This is a genomic window from Haloarcula sp. MBLA0163 (assembly GCF_055632435.1).
Window position 1 is genome coordinate 130,846 of sequence record NZ_JBVMVV010000004.1, and the last position, 18,407, is coordinate 149,252.

Annotated in this window: 12 protein-coding genes and 1 pseudogene; 9 read left to right on the forward strand and 4 right to left on the reverse strand. The window is 55.2% G+C overall.

The window, feature by feature from the left end; all coding sequences use genetic code 11:
* Positions 1–308 precede the first annotated feature (308 nt).
* Complete coding sequence (locus ACV7GQ_RS19390; RefSeq protein WP_470313593.1) at positions 309–1,568, reverse strand: cation:proton antiporter; 1,260 nt, start codon at positions 1,566–1,568, stop codon at positions 309–311.
* 366 nt (positions 1,569–1,934) lie between these two features.
* Here ACV7GQ_RS19390 and ACV7GQ_RS19395 point away from each other — a divergent pair, with 366 nt between their 5' ends.
* Positions 1,935–2,588 carry an HVO_2922 family protein gene (locus ACV7GQ_RS19395; protein WP_470313594.1) on the forward strand — a complete coding sequence of 218 codons (654 nt, stop codon included), beginning with the start codon at positions 1,935–1,937 and terminating at the stop codon, positions 2,586–2,588.
* A 784-nt stretch (positions 2,589–3,372) separates the two neighbouring features.
* On the opposite strand, the gene ACV7GQ_RS19400 is transcribed toward ACV7GQ_RS19395, so the two are convergent.
* Positions 3,373–3,576, reverse strand: coding sequence for an HVO_0649 family zinc finger protein (locus ACV7GQ_RS19400; RefSeq protein ID WP_470313595.1), 204 nt, complete (start codon positions 3,574–3,576; stop codon positions 3,373–3,375).
* A 176-nt stretch (positions 3,577–3,752) separates the two neighbouring features.
* Here ACV7GQ_RS19400 and ACV7GQ_RS19405 point away from each other — a divergent pair, with 176 nt between their 5' ends.
* From ACV7GQ_RS19405 to ACV7GQ_RS19415, 3 genes and pseudogenes are all read left to right on the forward strand, one after another.
* Positions 3,753–4,514 carry an Lrp/AsnC family transcriptional regulator gene (locus ACV7GQ_RS19405; protein ID WP_470313596.1) on the forward strand — a complete coding sequence of 254 codons (762 nt, stop codon included), beginning with the start codon at positions 3,753–3,755 and terminating at the stop codon, positions 4,512–4,514.
* A gap of 118 nt (positions 4,515–4,632) precedes the next feature.
* Positions 4,633–6,531 (forward strand): sensor histidine kinase, encoded by a 1,899-nt coding sequence (locus ACV7GQ_RS19410; protein ID WP_470313597.1) that lies wholly within the window; start codon positions 4,633–4,635, stop codon positions 6,529–6,531.
* 1,116 nt (positions 6,532–7,647) lie between these two features.
* Positions 7,648–8,855 (forward strand): annotated as a pseudogene (locus ACV7GQ_RS19415) (inorganic phosphate transporter).
* Here the strand turns inward: ACV7GQ_RS19415 and ACV7GQ_RS19420 are convergent.
* A complete protein-coding gene (locus ACV7GQ_RS19420; RefSeq protein WP_470313598.1) occupies positions 8,856–9,185 on the reverse strand; it encodes a hypothetical protein in 330 nt (109 codons plus the stop codon).
* A 406-nt stretch (positions 9,186–9,591) separates the two neighbouring features.
* Between ACV7GQ_RS19420 and ACV7GQ_RS19425 the strand changes: the two genes are divergently transcribed.
* The 3 genes from ACV7GQ_RS19425 to ACV7GQ_RS19435 all read left to right on the forward strand — a co-directional run bounded on the left by ACV7GQ_RS19425 (position 9,592) and on the right by ACV7GQ_RS19435 (position 12,545).
* Positions 9,592–10,239, forward strand: a complete 648-nt coding sequence (locus tag ACV7GQ_RS19425) for a methyltransferase domain-containing protein (RefSeq protein WP_470313599.1) — start codon at positions 9,592–9,594, stop codon at positions 10,237–10,239.
* Positions 10,240–10,438: 199 nt separating this feature from the next.
* The gene (locus ACV7GQ_RS19430; RefSeq protein WP_470313600.1) at positions 10,439–11,338 is read left to right on the forward strand and encodes a CBS domain-containing protein; all 900 of its coding nucleotides are present in this window, start codon (positions 10,439–10,441) and stop codon (positions 11,336–11,338) included.
* Positions 11,339–11,720: 382 nt separating this feature from the next.
* A complete protein-coding gene (locus ACV7GQ_RS19435; RefSeq protein WP_470313601.1) occupies positions 11,721–12,545 on the forward strand; it encodes a M48 family metallopeptidase in 825 nt (274 codons plus the stop codon).
* 131 nt (positions 12,546–12,676) lie between these two features.
* Here the strand turns inward: ACV7GQ_RS19435 and ACV7GQ_RS19440 are convergent, their stop codons facing one another.
* Positions 12,677–15,586, reverse strand: a complete 2,910-nt coding sequence (locus tag ACV7GQ_RS19440; RefSeq protein WP_470313602.1) for an HsdM family class I SAM-dependent methyltransferase — start codon at positions 15,584–15,586, stop codon at positions 12,677–12,679.
* 206 nt (positions 15,587–15,792) lie between these two features.
* Here ACV7GQ_RS19440 and hisH point away from each other — a divergent pair, with 206 nt between their 5' ends.
* The gene (hisH, locus tag ACV7GQ_RS19445; protein ID WP_470313603.1) at positions 15,793–16,440 is read left to right on the forward strand and encodes an imidazole glycerol phosphate synthase subunit HisH; all 648 of its coding nucleotides are present in this window, start codon (positions 15,793–15,795) and stop codon (positions 16,438–16,440) included.
* A gap of 580 nt (positions 16,441–17,020) precedes the next feature.
* A complete protein-coding gene (locus ACV7GQ_RS19450) occupies positions 17,021–18,247 on the forward strand; it encodes an MFS transporter (protein ID WP_470313604.1) in 1,227 nt (408 codons plus the stop codon).
* The last annotated feature ends 160 nt before the right edge of the window (positions 18,248–18,407 follow it).

An 18,407-nucleotide genomic window follows, 5' to 3' on the forward strand; every position in this document is an offset into this window, starting at 1 on the left:
ACTGGCCCGTGGTATTGGGAGTATTGCCGGTGGGACACTGGCCACCCGGTTCGGATTCACTGTCGCCTTCGGAATCGTCGGCGGTATCATCTTTGTCGGTGCTGGGCTGGTGTTTGCCCTTCGAAGCCTCTCTTCGCGAACGAATGAACTCCGTGAGGAATCGGTCTCCGGTCTCGGCGATAACTGATGGGTGAACTAACCGCCCCCGGGAACGTATTCAAACGTCACATTCACCTGAAATCACACACCGAACCTTGTAGATTTGCAGCACCCCTGAAGGCGGGGCAGTACGAGTTGAGATCAAAGCACTACCTGACTGTCTCAGGAGTTAGCTTACCGGGTTTCTTTTCGAGTAGCCGGCGGAGCAACGGTGGCGTCATCGCCGAAGTGACCACCGCGACGAGGAGTACGATCGTGTACATCCGTGGACTCAGGATGCCCAGTTCCAGACCGACCGTCGCAATGACGATCTCTATGGCGCCACGCGCATTCAGTCCGATGCCCATCCCGATAGCTTCCCTTTGGCTGTATCCGAGCCACGACGCCGCGATGTAAACCCCACCGATCTTCCCACCCGCCGCGATGATGAGCGTCACTGTCCCGACCACGGCAACCGTCGAATCGAACAATAGTCCCAGGTCGGCATTCAGCCCAGCGACGCCGAAGAACACGGGGGCGAACACGCCCAATGTCAGACGCTCGAACGTCGTCCTCGCTGTCTCGGGAATACCGCCGGCGCGTGCGAACAACACACCGACCACGAACGCCCCGAGTGCAGGTTCGATGCCGACGGCATACGTGACTGCACTCCCGCCGACCGCAGCGGCGACGACGACGAAGAGGTGACCGCGGGCGTCGTCTTCGGGAAGGTGGGCGAGAACCATGTCGATGACGCGTTGACCGAGGACCAGCCCACCGAGCAGAACACCGACGAGTGTAAGCACCACTATACCAATCGCCCGTAGGTCGAGCCTGCCGACGCGGGCGAGGCCGACGACAACGCTCAACAGCAGCCAACCGACCACGTCGGTGAACATCGCCGTCGCGACTGTTCGCTGTCCGAACGCACTGTCGAATATGTCGAGGTCGATGAAAATGCGGACGATCACCGGAATTGCGGAAATACAGAGTGACGTCGCGAGAAAAAACGCAAACACGAGCCGAGTCGTCTTGCCGGTCAACAGGGAAGCCGGGACAACCAGACCAAACACGACGCCGACCACGAAGGGGATGGCGAGTCCGGCGGACCCGATGGCGACCACGTCGCGAGCGTACGAGCGGACGAGAGCCACATCGGTTTCGAGGCCGGCCAGCGTGAGAAGCAATACCAATCCGAGCAGCGAGAGGTCGCCCAATAGCGGAGACCCGATTGCTGGAGCGAGTTGCTCATAGACTGAGGGAACGAACAACCCGAATACCGAGGGTCCGAGAACGAAACCGGTCCCGAGTTCACCGACGACCCGCGTCAGGCCGAGTCGCTCGGTCAGCGCGCCGAGTACCCGTGCGACGACCAACAGCAGACCGACGAGAACGAGCAACTGGGCCGCAGTATCGAATGCACTGAACATAGCCGTCAGGACCCTGGGTTCCGAGTATCGATTCCTCTCCGAATTGAATAGGTTCTTCGGAGGTCCCCACAGAAGGCTATTGCATTTGCGAACTCAGATAGACCAGACAACGTGACTTCTTCCACTTAGAGTGGGTTCACATTCTAATCGGATAATTGAATAAACCCTCATATCGGCGATAAATTTGTAAGTCGGAGTGCCCGATTCGCGCCCTGTATTCTGCAAAGTCGTCAAAACCTATCCCCTGCTGAGGATTACATGCGCTTCTACAATGCTGATTGGGCCGATTGACAGTAATCGTCCAGATTGGCTATCTACCGAGGACGACAGTAGTCTTATTTTCCAGCGACACAAACGGTATTTCGTATGTCAGATGATGTGGTATACCAAGAGACAGAGCCTCGTACTCGAAAAGGTCTCGCGTCGTACTTCCGTCGCTTGTCTAGAGCACTCCGGCGTGGTGACCCGGTCCCTGCTGACGAAGAGCAAACGGTAACGGTGGACCCGGCCGCTGAGTCCGATGTGACAGTCGACGTCTCACGGGACGGTGACGAGGTTAGCCTCGATATCGAGATGTCGTGGACGGAATCCGATGAGGGAGACATAGAGACGGAGGTGACCGCCAGCAAGGCGACGTTCGAACGCTATCAAGACAGTGCTGACGAGTGGCGGTGGCGGTTGGTTCACGATAACGGAAATATTATCGCCGACGGTAGTGAGGGGTACGCATCCAAACAGAAGGCTACGCAAGGACTGGAGAGCGTAAAAGAAAACGCCCCTGGGGCACACGTCGTCGACACTACCAAAGAAGACTCGGCTGTTACCGACCCCGAAACCGGCAGTGACGCCACCTTCGAACTCTTCGTCGACTCGGCGGACAAACCTCGCTGGCGGCTGGTCCATGATAACGGCCAGATTCTCGCCGACAGTGGTCAGGGATATGCTTCCAAGCAGAAAGCGAAACAGGGCCTGCGTAGCGTCCAGACGAATGCTCGCGGCGCGCCAGTCGTCGACGAGTGACGTAGGGTCACCGCCAGAGTAAGCGTTCCCGTTTCATATTTTTAAATATTCAGTGAAAACTCTTTGGCAAGTCCCGTAATCGAAGCCTGATACGGTTCCGATTGGACATCGGATATTCTCTGTCATGCCAATACTTGGATAGGTTTCTTGTTCCATCGGCGCCAAATGACCGCGGAGTAATGTGCCCCCTCCTCGAAACCGACTACAGGATTTGATGAGTAACTGAAAACTTCATTTATCAATATGTGAATATTATAACTAGTCATGTCCATCAGACGTGCCATAGGGCGTATCCGTGAAGCTGAGACCGAGGCGGGCATCCGAGATAACGGTGACGAGCAACACGAGCTGTATCGGAAAACGTTCCGTGCGCTGGAGGACGTCACACCAGAAGACGACGACGAAGGGATTACAGTCGTGACCAATTGGATTATCGAGCAAATTGAGACGAGCGAAGCGCGACCCAGTTCGCGGGCAGTCCGCCGCCGAGCCCGACAGTACTGTCAGGACAACGGATACGGAATCAGTAACAATGACTGGCTCGGTGTCTAATCGATAGTTCGCTTCTCGAGGGTGAGCAGCTACCCAGTAGCTAAGAGCAGTGATAACGCTAGTACCGGAAGCGTCACGGTACAGGACTGCCGAGTCGGGGCGATTCTATACTGGAAGAACGAGGGCGAGTACCCCGACCCACCGGGGTCGGGGGTAGAGCCCGACACTTGGTCAACCTATCAACCGTAGTCCATTCAGAGCTACCGCTGCTTACGGTTTCGACGACTAGCATTCAGTCTTCGTGGATGTCTAACGTATGTTGTCGTACCGCCCCACAACGGGGGCATTCGTGCGAGTACTCGACGACGCTCCCATCCGTCTCACTCTCCCATGTACCGTCATCGTCTTCGTACCCACAATCGGGGCAGACGAGTTCTTCGTGATCGTAGTACTCTTTCAGGCGTTCGAACGGGGAACGACTGTCGTCGTTCGTCATACGACCTGATTATTATGCCCGATTAAAAAATATTTCGGGCTCTGATTGCTGTATAGCTATTTTCAGACGGTAAAATTTTTCGACTCGAAAACAAACCAATCAAAGAAGTACGGTCACAAGCCTACAAACGCTCTACTACGGAATCTATTTTTATTGATGCGAAAATAGAGGCGAGTATGAGTTACCGAATCGATGAAATCGATGAGCGAATTTTATATTATCTCGGGAGTGACGCGAGGAACACCTCAGCACCGATGATTGCAGAAGAGGTAGACGTGACGCCCGCGACGATTCGGAACCGCATCCGACAGCTAGAGGAAAACGGGATTATTCGCGGGTACCACGCGGACATCGATTACGAACTAACGAACGGAAAGGTTACGACGCAGTTCACTTGTACTGCACCGGTAAGCGAGCGCTCCAACGTCGCGACCAAAGCGTTGTCGACGCCTGGGGTAGTGAACGTTCGGGAGTTACTCGCCGGTCAAGAAAATCTCATCATCACTGCTGTCGGCTCCGAAACCGACGACATCAACCGAATCGCGCAACAACTGTCGAGACTAGGAGTTACGATCGAACGCGAAGACATCGTTCGAGATGATTCCACCCAACCATACGAATCGTTTGCTCCGGAACCAGACCATCCACAGTCAGCGGTTACTGATTTCCAGAACATCGTCGGAGGGGCTGAGGTGGTGGAGTTCACGGTCTCGGAGAACGCAGAAATAACTGGAAACACACTCGAGTCAGCAAACAAGAATGGACTCTTGCCGGACGAAGTGCTGGTTGTCAGTGTGGAACGGGGAGATACTCGGATCACCCCCAACGGCGACACCCGTATCGAGGCTGGTGACGTCGTTTCTATATTTTCTCCGGATACGTTCCCTGAAGAACTCATTGAGACGTTTGAGTCAGGGCAATCGGATGAAGAGGCATAATCCTGCTGCTGACTACCCCCCTCCAAGCCTAGAGGACTGTTCAATCCGACCATTTGATTTGTGACAACTGTGTATGACTTTGGAGAATGTTCTAGTAGCTCGAAGCTAATAGTTGAATATGGCAGGGGGCGTTCGTGTCATACATGTTGACGATGATGCCGATTTTCTCGAGGTAGCATCACAGTTGTTGGAAGCAGCTGACGAACAGCTGGAAGTAGAGACGACGACCAGCCTTGAGACTGCCATGGCCAGACTCGAAGAGGAAGAGTACGATTGCGTCGTCTCCGATTATGATATGCCGGATATGAATGGAATTGCATTTCTCAATCGAGTCCGTGAGAAATACCCTAGCCTCCCTTTTATTCTGTTCACTGGTCAGGGCAGCGAGTCTGTCGCAAGTGAAGCGATTTCTGCTGGCGTCACCGATTATCTCCAGAAAGACACGAACACGGAAGTGTACACGATTCTGGCGAATCGTATCGAGAACGTTGTCAAAGCAAACGAAGCGGCGTCAGACGCCTCACAACAGCGACACCGTCTCGAACAGATTCTAAAGACCGTTCCCAGTTGCGTTGTCCAGCTCGACCGAGACGGGAATTTCGTTTTCGCGAACCAACGAGCCGAGGAAGTATTGGGGCTAGAGCAAACTGATTTGATGGAACGGACATACGACGACCCCCGGTGGAACATTCGTGACATCGATGGGAGCGAGATTCCGGACGATGAACTCCCGTTTCAACAGGTCATTGCCAACGGTGAGCCAGTGCATGACTGCGTCCACAAGATTCAGTGGCCCGACGGCACTGAACGGACACTCTCTGTCAGTGGGGCGCCTATATTCGACGGTGACACTATCGACAGTGTGGTTTTTTCGCTCACCGACATCAGCCATCGGCTCCAGCGAGAAAACCAACTGACCCGACTTCACGAGGCCTCACGCGCTCTATACGATGCTGACTCGGTGGAGTCGGTCGCTGAAATAACTAGTCAAGCAGCGGCGCAGATTCTCAACTTCGAACTCAACGGAGTCCATATTTACGAGGAGGAGGCCGACGGACTGGTCCCTATAGCCGCTTCGGAGGAGACTCAGGAGGTCACTGACGAACTTGTCACCTTCGACCGTGGAATCGCCTGGGAAGCCTATCGGGACGGAGAGGTGCGTAGCTACCGTGACGTTCGGCAAGCTGAGGAGGTCTACGACCCCGATACAAACATTCGGAGCGGGCTCTACTTTCCGCTTGGGCACCACGGGATTATCATCGTCGGCTCGCGTGAGGTGGACGATTTCGATGAGACGGACCTCTCCCTGGGTAGGCTCCTCGCCGCCAACGCGACGACAGCACTTGATCGCATCGAACGTGAGTCCTTGTTGCGAGCCCGCTCGGACTCTCTTGCACAGCAGAACCGTCAACTAGACGAATTTGCCAGTGTAGTCGCTCACGACCTTCGAAACCCACTCCAGACGGCCGACGGCTACATCGAACTGGCACGCCGGACTGACGACCTGTCGCATCTCGATGACGCATCTCAAACGCTTGACCGAATGGAGACCCTGATAACCGACCTGCTGGCTTTCGCCCGTCAGGGTGAACGGGTCTCTGAGCCCGAACCGGTGCGACTTGACGAAATAGTAGCGGACGCATGGGAGACGGTTCCAGCGTCAGAGGCGAGTATATCGATCGAGACAGATCGACGAGTGGCGGCTGATCCGACGCGGCTCGAACAGCTATTTGCTAACCTCCTCGGAAACAGCGTCGAACACGGCGGTAGCGAGGTCGCAGTGACAGTCGGGGCCATGGAGGATGGGTTCTACGTTGCCGATAACGGGCCGGGAATCCCAGAGGAGGACCGGAACGAGATATTCGGTAGTGGCTATTCGACGTCAGAAGCGGGGACTGGCTTCGGGCTTGCTATTGTCCGACAAATAGTCGAAGCGCACGACTGGGAAATTACCGTTACAGAGAGTGACAGCGGCGGGGCTTCATTCGAAATTACGGGGGTTGAGTTCGCCGAGTGACGCTCTGCTGGTTAGCTGGACTGGATATGGGATAAAGACCATTGGTGGGGTGCTCGAGGATAGAAAACACTGGAAAACAATCAGCCAGTCAGAGTCCCCTCCATCAACGGCGATGAGCAGTCATCACTGATTACAGTTTGTCCCGTCATACCGTCGCCATCTCACAGACTTTGGGCCTAAACTTTCCGGACGGCCGGTTCCACATTGTGAATCGACCGGACAACACGGCAAAGCTGCTTTTCATCCTTGAGGGCATGGGAGAGACCTTCATCAACTCAGACGGCTTGGCATCGATTACTCTCAGAGTAGATAGCTAGACCGAGGTAGCTCCTATCTGATAGTCACTGGACAACTATTAAATAAATTGAACGAAATTTGTCTGTATTAGAAACAAAGCTACGTCACCGATTGTCCTCGTCATCATCGGGTTTGGGGCAATCGTTGTCGGCATTCACCAAGGGTTGGTGCACGTCGCACCGGGCTATGCGGGAACGATAATGTCCGGATGGGCCGGTCAACTCAATCATGAAGAGTGGCTGCTCACAGGAGTAGGTGCCGTTGGAATCGGCGGAATCGTGGCGGCACGTCGTTGGAAGCCCCTCTCTATCGTTCCGGTTGCAGCCGGCGGAGTAGTTCTATTTTACGCCTTCAGAGCAATCGTACAGACCGCCCAGAAAACTACTCTGTACGCTGAGACGACACTGTACGATGGCTCCCCGGTTGTGTATATCCTCGGCGCAGAACCGTTCTTACTCATTGCCGGCGGACTGTGTCTCATGGCGGCCGGACTGCAGGCGTGGAGGCAGCAGACTTGTAAGAGCGGCCCGCGGGAGACTCCTGCTCCGTCGTCCACCGCGTAGGACAGCCAGTTGGTCATGTGTTTGTTCGATATGATTGCTCTATGCAAAACTGAATGCCACTGGCTGGTGCCCGTGCAGATACGATTTCCAGTGTCGGAGTAAGTAGTGGAGACAGCGGCTCAATATTCCCGAACATCTGGGTGTACAGCAGCTCAATGATACGAGCATATGCTACCAACAGAATCATACGCCTCTGTTCGGAGATGTATCGTAGCAGGACGTTGTTCCCCCGTCCAACCACTTCCTGACTCAATCAATGCTCTCAGTACTCGGGATTGTCGCTCTAGCGGTCGTCGCGTCGCTATTTATGTCATTCACTGTCGGGGCGAACAGCAACTCCGCCCCGATTGCCCCGGCTGTGGGAGCGAATGCGCTGTCAACGCTACGTGGAGCGCTGCTAGTTGGAATCGTCGCCGCTCTCGGGGCTGTCGCACAGGGTGGGAGCATCTCAGAAACAATCGGTCACGGATTGGTGACCGGCGTGACGATCACCCCGTTGGCCGCGACCGCGACGTTGCTCACGGCAGCGACACTCATCACTATCGGAAACTCTCGAGGCTACCCTATTCCCTCTGCGTTCACGGTGACCGGAGCGGCAATCGGTGCGGGCATCGCTCTCGGCGGCGGCTTTGCTGTCGAAACCTATGCCAGGATTCTGGGGTTCTGGTTCGCGATTCCAGTCGTCGAGGGCATCCTCGCGTACGGGCTTGCCTGGCTATTGCTACACGAGACAGTCTCCGATGAACTGAGCATTCCGTTGCTCAGCGGTGGCGTCGGCTACACACTCGCCAACATACAGCTCTCATTCTTGCCGGCACCACAGGGCGGGCAAGGATCGATTGCAGGTGTCCTCACACGGCAACTCGACATCGCATCGACTGGAATCGGTGAAGCCGGGACTGTATTCGTCGGTGGGGCAATCGGGCTTCTCGCGATTGCAGTGGTCTACTGGCAGCTCCGTCGTGACTTGACGACCGGCATCAACCGAATGCTGGTGGCGCTCGCGCTCGTCGTCGTGTTCACTAGCGGCGGCTCGCAGGTTGGTCTCGCCACTGGGCCTCTAGAAGCCGTCTTCGAAGCCTCGCTCGGGCTCTCCTCTCTTTACCTGCTCGCACTCGGGGGCTCGGTATTCTCCTCGGTGGTTGGTTCCGGTCGCCACGCCTCATCCAGGCTGTTGCCCGCGAATATGCCTCACTCGGGCCGAAGCGGTCGATTGCTGCGTTCATACCGGCATTTCTCGTTGCACAGGCTGCAATCACGCTCGGGTATCCCATTTCGTTTAATAAGGTCATGATATCCAGCATCGTCGGGGCCGGACTGGTCGGTGGGTCGTCGAACTCGGATGGGGTATCCACAGCAAAGACAGCATACACAATCGGGGCATGGGTCGCCTCTATGGTGGGCGGGGGCGCAATCAGTTTCGCGCTCTATCACTTGCTCGCCGCACTCCCTGGACTGGGATAATCAGGCGTTTTGGAGTGTGAGGAGATTTTCGACAGCTGCGGTCTGTTTCATTTCCGTCCACGTCTCAAAATCGGTCGTCTGCGCAACAAACGTGTCACGTTCGTCTGCTGAGAGCCGTTGTACACTCCCGATCGTATCCTCGTCACATGGACAAGCCGCACAGAATCCACCGACAGAGTCAAACTCGGTATGGCGACGGATGAACGCCTCCGAGACGACTCGCTCACGGAAACCGGAAACCCACGTGTCCAGAGTGAGTGCTCGTTTGATTGCTGTTATAAGCTCGGTGTGTAGCGCATCGTGGGTCCTGACTCCAGAGTCAAGAACCATACCTCGTGTTCGTGTCTCAAGCCACCTAAGCCCGGTGACGGGACAACTTTTATTTGATGGTTTATAGGACCGCTTCTAAGAATTCGCTTCAGGATTCTCTGCGTACCTGGCGACCCGGGGAAATTCGGTGGAATACTGGCAGATGACAACAGGAGAGTTGAGAAATAGAGCTAACCAACATTGGGATGGCATTTTACCTCTTGTTGGTTAGCCACATACGCGATGGCACTACCGGGAAATCAGTCGACGAGTCACCAGGAAAGATACACCTATCGGCGGAGGGGAGACAGGAGGCGTGCCAACCGAACGTACTAGTGAGTAACAATCTACGATGGTAGTCGAGATAAGGAGAGATGTGACCGAGTAAGCGACATGTAGTGATGTATCTCAGTTCGAATATCCCCATGTGCGCTCGCTCATCACCACTCTCGGCAAATGGGTTCTCGTGAAGGCTGATAACCTCGGCATCGCCACTCCCGACCTAATTTATGGCTTCGGCGACCGGTGGCTCCGACTAGTGTCGACCACGCCGCCCCAAGAAGCCCACGCTGTCGCCGACGTCCTCTATGAGGAGTACCAGCCCGACTCGGTGGTCGATTTCGGCTGTGGGCTCGGTCGGTACCTGACTGGGTTCCAGGCCCATGGTGTCACAGTCCATGGCGTCGAAGGCTTCTCAGAAGCCAGACATCATGCCGAAATTCCCGCCGATGCACTCACTATCCACGACCTCCGCGAGCCATTGGAACTCGACGACGACTATGACCTGGCACTCTGTATCGAGACCGCCGAACACATCCCGGGACGATTCGCCGATACGTTGGTCGAGACCGTCACGGCGGCGGCCCCGCGAGTAGTCTTCACTGCTGCCCCACCCGGACTCAGCGGAACTCATCACGTCAACGAAGCCCCGAGAGACTACTGGATAGAGAAATTTGAGGCCAATGGGTTCTCGTACGCGCCCGACGAGACAGATCGACTCCAGGGGGCAATCCACTCCGAGATCGACGCCGCGGAGTGGGTCGCAGACCGCCCATTCATCTTCGTCCAGCGGTAGCGATGGCGACGGTACCACCCATCTTGCCGAAACATGCATCAGTTGGGAGGAGCCACCGTAGGCGGATTGCTGGCCGAAGTCGGCCTCAGTGGAGAACCGGCCCACGGCACTGGTCAGTTGGTACGAAGTTGTCAAATAGCTCCTTGTGACGTTGGCCCGACGTACAGCTATGGTGTTCCCGATACGTGTCAACGATGTAATGAGTAGTCCAGTCGAGACGGCGTCACCAGAGACGACTGCCAGCGATGCCGCAGCACGTTGTTATCGGGCCTCTATCGGGTCCTTGGTCGTCGTCAAGGACGAGAAGGTCGTCGGTATCGTCACCAGCGATGACTTCGTCCGGCTCCTCGGTGAACTCTCGGACCCGGAGGAGCGCTCGTTGTCGGAGTTCATGTCTGCCGACGTTGTGTCGATCGATGCGAGTGCCACCCTCGGAGACGCAGTCGATACGATGTTCGAGCATGGCATCGCCCGGTTGGTCGTCTTCGACGATGACGCACTGGTTGGGGTGGTCAGCACTGATGATATCGTCAGGCACGTCCCCCAGGTCTTCCAGCGGAGAGAAATCGGGAGGCACGACCGAGAGCCAGCCCGCTACTACCGGCAGCAGGAAGTCGCCTACGAGAGTGACGACTGGTCGGTCGAGGGGCGGGGACTGGACGATTATGAGGTTAACATCGGTGACAGCGTCGAGTTCTCGAAGACAGTCAGTGAACAGGACCTGCGGAATTTTGCGGCCGCCAGCGGAGACACTAACCGACTCCACCTCGACGCTGAGTTCGCCAGCCAGACACGGTTCGGCAGACGGATCGTCCACGGGACGCTCATCGGCGGATTGATCAGCGCTGCGCTTGCGCGACTCCCCGGAGTCACCATCTACCTCTCACAGAACCTCTCGTTCCTGAAACCGGCCGAACCTGGTGACCGTCTCACGGCCGTGTGTGAAGTGGTCGATGAGGTCGGGCGGCACAAGTACCAGCTCACGACGGACGTGCTCGATGCTGACAGAGAAGCGGTAATCGAAGGGCAGGCCGCCGTTCTCATCGACGAACCACCAGAGATGGGCGAGGTCGTGGCTGAGGCCATCGCTCTTAGCTGAGTGTGGTCGAAGCTCAAACTCCGCCAGCGTTCGGACGGTAATGTTGAACAGGGGCTATTCTCCTGCCGAGGGATCGGCCAGTCCTGGAGTTCATGCCGAATACCAAGATTTCGGTCTCGGGTTGCTCAAATTTCAGGAGTTGTCTTCGAACTTCACCCCAGATATTGGGCTAAGCTGTATTGTTACCCCTTACCGAACTATCGAGTGACCTGGTGGACCGACACAGGCCGCCATGAAATAACTTGTACCACCCTCTACATGGCGCCGGTGTCTGGTACACATAGGTCATTACACTGATTGGTAGTGGTTCTCAACGGACAGGTTTGGGGGCCACGAGCACGGTCCAAGAGGGTTTTACGGACGGACGAAGTAGCTGCCCCATATGACAGACTTCGGCCTGCAACTACGGATGCTCGTCGTCGGTGCGATCCTGTTCGCGTTCTACGTATTCGCCGGGACCGCACTGTCGGTACTTTTGGGCTTGCCACTGATACCGGTGTTACTGGTCGGGATCATCGTCGTGCCTGGGATCCAGTACAAACTCGGGAAGTGGCTGGCGCTGCGGAACGCGGAGGATATGCCCGACGACCAGCGCTTTGGCCACGTCCACCAGATGGTCCGGCGGCTCTGTCGAGACATGAATATCGACGAACCTCGGCTCATGACGATGGATATGGGCGTCCCCAACGCCTTCGCAGTGGGGCGGAAAGGGGCTGGTGTCGTCGTCGTCTCGACCGAGCTGATGCAACTGTTAGACGACGACGAACTTGAAGGTGTGATTGCTCACGAACTGGCTCACATAAAGAACCGGGACGTAATCACCATGGTCATCGGGCAGTCGATCGGGATGCTCGTGGGTTACGTCGCGTATTTCGCGGTGCTGTTCGGCGGTGAGCGTAACATCGGGTCGTGGATCCTTGCGATGGTCGCTTCCTCGCTCGCTAACGCGCTCGTGATGGTGTTTGTCCTTGCCATCTCGCGGTACCGAGAGTACGTCGCTGATGCGGATGCCAGGCAAGCTATCGGAACTGGAGAGCCGCTGGCCCGCGCCCTCGAAAAAATCTCGCGTGGTGCCGAGGGTCGTGAGTCGACCGTCGAGGACAGTATGAACGCCCTCTGTATCTTCAACGCGGACAAAGGGATGTTCGAACGACTGTTCTCGACGCATCCACCCACCGAGAAACGTATCCAGCGACTCCGTAACTAATTCCGCCTCAAGCACTGTTGACAGTGCCTTTTGAATACGGTACAGGGGTGTTTCGTGCCTGGGGAGTGGTTGTGGCAGCCGCGAACATCCAGAGTGCTGGCTTTACCGACTGTTGTGAGTAGACACTCTGCTCAGAAATCACTGAGATCCATATTTACTGTATCTGAATCATAGTCTGGAATCAATGACTCGAGGTTGTAATCGTCGAAGTCATCGATATCTTTGATCATCACGTTCTCATTCGCTGCTCCTTCGATTCGCTGACTCATCATCCCTCTGTGAGCGGCCTGCAGTTCCGCAGGGGACATATCGAGTTCAAGGAACTCCAGTATTACCTGATCCAGCTCAGCTCTGGCATCAGTCTGCCCGCGGACCATCCGTTGACCGGCGTCCTTGATTCGCGCTCTCTGTGAGTCAGACATCAACTCCGGATTGGGGACCGGGACTGAGGAGACTTCGTATGTGAGCAGTTGCAGTGCGCCGCCACCCTCATGCCGGCCCCATAACTCAAGCATTATTTTATAAACTGTAGAGTTTAAAATATATTGGATCACATCGTCATATCGGGTAATGTCTATACATTGGATTGCGTTCGTTGGTGCAAACCCACCAACATTGTCAACAGTGAATACTCTCTCGTTGTAGAAGACTGGATGAAGCACTTCAGGCACCAAGAGATCGCCCAGATTGAACCACGGCGTATTCTGCTCAGAGACAGTCCTCCCCTCTGGAACGCCTTCGTCCTCTCCGTGCTCAAGATATCTTAGCGTAGAATCGTATCCGTCTTCTCGCAATCGCTTCTTCACTTCTTCTGCGAGATCACTGTTAGAACGTAACCCAGACCGCTGGGCCTCAACCCCTTTTACATATTCACTGAAGTCGAGGAGATACTGCTCCGTATCCCGCAAGGTCAGAGACTCCATATTTCGGATAGACCGGATGGCAGGTTTCAAGAACCGGTCATCGATGCCCCATTGCGAGACGTCCTGTTCATCAAGCAAAAAGAAGCCATTGTTCCCGGTTTTGTTGCCGAAAGCGACCTCTGCAAACTCCTCTAATTCCACCATCTTTTTGCTATTTACGAGAGGGATGAACGGGCTCGGACCATACAGATAATAGCCCAATTTTTGTCCACCTTGTTCCTCCAGATGCTCCTGTGGGACACTCACTGCCCGATAGTCGTCAGAAACCTCAATATCAAACAACTTTTCGTCCGGTACAGAGCGTTGATATCCCACGATAGAAGACAGATCTTCAGGAGAGAGCCGCTCTTTCACCCGGATAAAATCAACAACTGATTCCTGGCGTGCTTGCTCATCCTCACACCGCTCGACAAAGAGTAAGACCGTGTCGACAAGTGCACTAAAGGCCCTATCCGAGAAGCCCACTACCGCATGGACCTTTGTCTGGTCGTACAGGAACTCCTGGAACGACTCACCATATTTTGTAATCAACCATTTCGTTGGAACGATGAACCCGAGACGGCCGCCATCTCTCAGGAACTGTATGGCATGTGTGATGAAGTAAATATACGCGTCTGATTTCTTTGACAGGCTCTTTCGACCACTGTAATAGAGCTTGGAGTTATTCCCGGCGAAATCTTTCAGGTGAGAGCGGAAATGGTCCTTATTCGGGTACAAATTTTCCTGGCGGATATACGGCGGGTTAGCTACAGCAGCATCAAAATTGCCGAGCTCGTCCCCGCCGTCATTGGTTCTCGGAATACGTTTGTCTCGTGGGGAGAGTGTAAAGAACGAGTCATTGAAAGTATGCAACTCACGGGTCTTCTTCTGGATATTCCTCGAAGAGAGGTTGAGCGCCGTTAGATGGAGCGGAAATCGGTTGATGTCGACAGCGACGATACTGTCGATGATCTCTTGATGAGTTGCCGTTGGGTGTACCTGCTGGATTCGGTGGTATGCCTCAACGGTGAATGTCCCGCTTCCTGATGCTGGATCAAGTACCCGTGGGATGTCCTCTGAATCGGGCTCGATGGCCCAGTTACAAATCGCCTCAGCGATATCAGGATGTGTATAGAACTGGCCGAGCGCTCTGCGCTCACTCTCTGGGATCAGTTCCTCGTATAATTCACCCAGGAGGTCTTCGTCAATCTGTGAGATCTTCTTCGCTTCAATACTACCGAGGAGATCGACAATCGCGTTCCGAGTCTTTGCATTGTGTGGGTAATCCGCAAACAGCGACGAGCCCTCGTCAAACACGGGCTCGTAATCGATCTCGTCCTGAATTTCCTGAAATTGTTGTTCGATATGACGGTCAATGCCAGCCTCAGAGACTCCATCAACGAGTGAATCAAGGGCAAACCCACTTTCAGTCTCCACAGGGGCTGGAGTTTGTTCCCGAACGACCTCGTAGAACAGAATCTTATTCGAGATTAGGTAAGCGTACTGTTTGGCGGCTAAACCAAATTGCTCAGACTTGTCTAGAGAGGAATAATCGTTCTCGTGGACCCACTCGTCAAATTTGTCTGTGAATGTTGGATCGGTACCGTATTTATCTTGAGCCAGAGCTTGAAACGTCGGCCAAATTGAGGTATGAAACGAGCGAAGGAGGCCAACAACTCTATCTCGTTGCCCTTGCTTAGGGAGTTCACCGCGGTTTGCCAGGTACTGAACCGCGTTTAGAATCGTCGGGATGCGCTCGTTCAGTGATGGGTCATAGAGATTGACATCCCGCAAGTTGAGGTAATAATACGGAATTTCGGCAATTTCGATCTGCCCGCTGTAGTGGAACAAGAAAAAGTCATTGGAGTTGCATGTGGCGAAGTAGTCTACGCCGGTTGCGTCTGCGTAGTCTCTGGCTTGTTTGATCACTTCAGAATTTAGTGGATAGACACTGTCTTTCTTGACTTCAATAACAAGGCTCCCCGTCAAGTCAGAGTTCACAAATATATCTGCTCGCCCACGGTCGTTGTCTTCCTCAATCCTTACCGAATTGAATGGGGTGTCTTCACGATGGATGTAGTCTCGTAATCGAGTAAACAGGATACTATGAAACTCTGCTTCGGGAGCAGATTCGCTCATAGTGACCCGAAGTGACTCATCTGTATTGATGCTGTGGGTTGTGTTTGAAATATCTGATACACCGACAGAAATCGTCCCACCCACACTATCGGAGTGTATAATTATATTACCATTTCTATGAGGGTTGGTTGGTATAGTGGCCGTGGAGATGTAGAGGCTGCATCCGACAGAGGAGGACATAATATTCTGGAGCAAAGAGATACCTTGTGCAAGTCACGATTATCGATTATGGTGTGGGCAACCTCCGGAGTCTACAGCGAGGCCTTGAGCGGGCCGATGCATCCGTTTCCATCTCCGATGACCCCGAGGAAATCGCAGCAGCCGACGCGCTCGTCCTTCCCGGTGTCGGTGCCTATGGAGAGTGTATGCGTAACTCGAAGCCGTTCCATGATACTCTCATCGAAGCAGCGGAGGACACACCGATTCTCGGTATCTGCGTCGGGCTCCAGTTATTATTCACGGAGAGTACGGAGGGTGCCCCCGATGGTGAGACAATTGAAGGATTAGACCTTATCTCTGGTCGAGTGGAGCGTCTCCCAAACGGTGACGTAAATGTTCCACACATGGGATGGAACGAACTCACCATTGAGCGTGACCACCCGATAGTTGACGGAGTCAAAGACGGAGACTACGCGTACTTCGTCCACTCGTACGCGTCTGCAGTCGCTGATGACACAGTGATGTCCTGTGACTACGGGTTCGAATTCAGCGCTATCGCTACCAACGAGAAGGGGAACGTAATAGGGACACAGTTTCACCCAGAAAAGAGCGGGGAAACAGGCCTTCAAATCCTCCAGAACTTCGTGCAGTTCGCTCGCACCTACGACGACATCCCAGCAACGACTAATCAGTAGTCTGTCGAGGCAGGTTTCGTGGTTCCCCTTTCGAGGTTCGCACCCGACGGACTCACTACTCTCTCTATACTACTCGCTGACCACCCTTCGAAGATTGTTTTTGGAGCGTGCTGACTATGCGTACTGTATTCAGCACAACAGATTGGACTGATAGTTTTCTGTGGGGAATACAGAGGGTATATTGAACAGTAAGCTGAGGCGGGAGATGTATGGTGCACTATGCCACAACTGCCCGCCTCAACGGCGAAACAAGGGGGTGTTATTTAGATTTTCTGTATTGACCAATCCGACCTAACCGAATCTGCTCCTGGTCTCATTCGACATATGCGCTGTGTATCTTGCACGAGTGTCTGAATGATTAGTTGAATTAGAATATCTAACGGTGATCAATACGCAAATCTACGACTCTGTTGAAATCCGCTGATACTGATAGGAGTCGCGTGCTGAATACAGAGGTCGGATACAGTAATTGGTGGTGCTATATTTCATCCGATCCGTGATGGCTTGATTTGGTACCGCGGGCGAACAGTTTCATTGGATCGCGCTAGGTTGATAAGACGCCAGAGTGAACCGCGTTGGCGTGTCGAGCGAAGACCAGAAGGTGGATGCTACAACCGCCGTGAGGACTGAGCGTGCGCGCTGGGGATTGCTTGCGGGCGCGATTCTCATGTCCACGGGGCTCGGTGCGTATGAACTCGTTCCGGCGAGCGTGACGCCGCTCATTAGGGCATCGTTGGGGATCAATGCCTCGGAAGCTGGCCTCCTCGTGAGTGTCATGTTCGGGACGGCGGTCCTCGCAAGTATTCCGGTCGGGATCGTACTTGACCGGATGAATTCGCGGTACGCCATCGCGGTGGCAGTTGGTCTCCTTCTTGTCGCGGGAGCGTGGGGCTGGCAGGCCGCGACTGCCGGTGCTTATTGGTCGCTCGTCGCCTCACGCATCCTCGGCGGCGTTGCCTACGTCGTCGTCTGGAACGCGGCTATCGACATCGTCGGGCGCTCGTTCGCTCCTGCCAGACAGGGGACGGCCGTGGCGACATTCACCGCGAGCGGACCGGTCGGCTTCGCCATCGGGCAGGGCACTGGCCCCATCGTCGCCGAGCAGTTCGGATGGCCAGCTATCTTTCCCATCTTCACGGGCATCGCGTGTGTAGGAGTGGCTGTATTCTGGCCAATGAGTCGCGGTAGCGGACACGCTACCGAGACTCCAGCGCCGACGCTGTCGGACCTTGGCCGCGTCCTCACGAACCGCCGCGTCTGGACTGTCGGATTCCTCGGGTTCCTCGGCTACGCGCTGTATCTGTTCGTCAACAGTTGGGCTCCGTCGTATCTCACCGAAGAGCTGCAGCTGTCGTTGGAGCTCAGTGGCGCGCTCGTCGCCCTATTTCCGGCCGTTGGCGTGCTCTCGCGAGTGAGCGGCGGGATTCTTTCGGATACCCTCTTTGGCGGCCGCCGCCGCCCGGTCGTCTTGCTTTCCTTCCTCGTGGCGACGCCCACCATTGCGGGCTTTACCGCGATTCGAACTATTCCTGTGGTCGTCGCGGCGCTGCTCGTCGCCGGATTTGCCATCCAGCTGTGTCTTGGCCTTGTCTTCGCGTACGTCCGTGAGTTGGTCGAGCCAGCCGTCGCCGCGACGGCCGTCGCCTTCCTCACGAGCGTCGGCCTGGCGGGGGCGTTTATTGCGCCCATCGCCGCCGGGCAGCTCATCGACGTCTCGAACTACGAGACGGCCTTCCTCGTCGCTAGCGCTCTCGGGGTGCTCGGAGTGCTCTTGGCGTGGTACGCACCGGAGCCAGAGAAGGCGTAACCACAAATGACCTGCAGAGTGCCGACGAGGGTCGTCTGGACGACGACTCCCATCGTGGAGAATCGAACAAATCCGGCGAGGGAGCGCAGGCTGGGTCCGGTATCCGCGACGTATCCTCGAACGCTAGGGGAGTGCTCTTCGCCGCACTAGGACAGCATCG

Excerpts from the sequence above, each read along its gene's own strand:
- ACV7GQ_RS19410 (WP_470313597.1), top strand. The coding sequence starts at position 4,633 with ATGGCAGGGGGCGTTCGTGTCATACATGTTGACGATGATGCCGATTTT.
- ACV7GQ_RS19400 (WP_470313595.1), bottom strand. The coding sequence starts at position 3,576 with ATGACGAACGACGACAGTCGTTCCCCGTTCGAACGCCTGAAAGAGTAC.
- ACV7GQ_RS19395 (WP_470313594.1), top strand. The coding sequence starts at position 1,935 with ATGTCAGATGATGTGGTATACCAAGAGACAGAGCCTCGTACTCGAAAA.
- ACV7GQ_RS19390 (WP_470313593.1), bottom strand. The coding sequence starts at position 1,568 with ATGTTCAGTGCATTCGATACTGCGGCCCAGTTGCTCGTTCTCGTCGGT.
- ACV7GQ_RS19435 (WP_470313601.1), top strand. The coding sequence starts at position 11,721 with ATGACAGACTTCGGCCTGCAACTACGGATGCTCGTCGTCGGTGCGATC.
- ACV7GQ_RS19430 (WP_470313600.1), top strand. The coding sequence starts at position 10,439 with ATGAGTAGTCCAGTCGAGACGGCGTCACCAGAGACGACTGCCAGCGAT.
- ACV7GQ_RS19440 (WP_470313602.1), bottom strand. The coding sequence starts at position 15,586 with ATGAGCGAATCTGCTCCCGAAGCAGAGTTTCATAGTATCCTGTTTACT.
- ACV7GQ_RS19405 (WP_470313596.1), top strand. The coding sequence starts at position 3,753 with ATGAGTTACCGAATCGATGAAATCGATGAGCGAATTTTATATTATCTC.
- ACV7GQ_RS19420 (WP_470313598.1), bottom strand. The coding sequence starts at position 9,185 with ATGGTTCTTGACTCTGGAGTCAGGACCCACGATGCGCTACACACCGAG.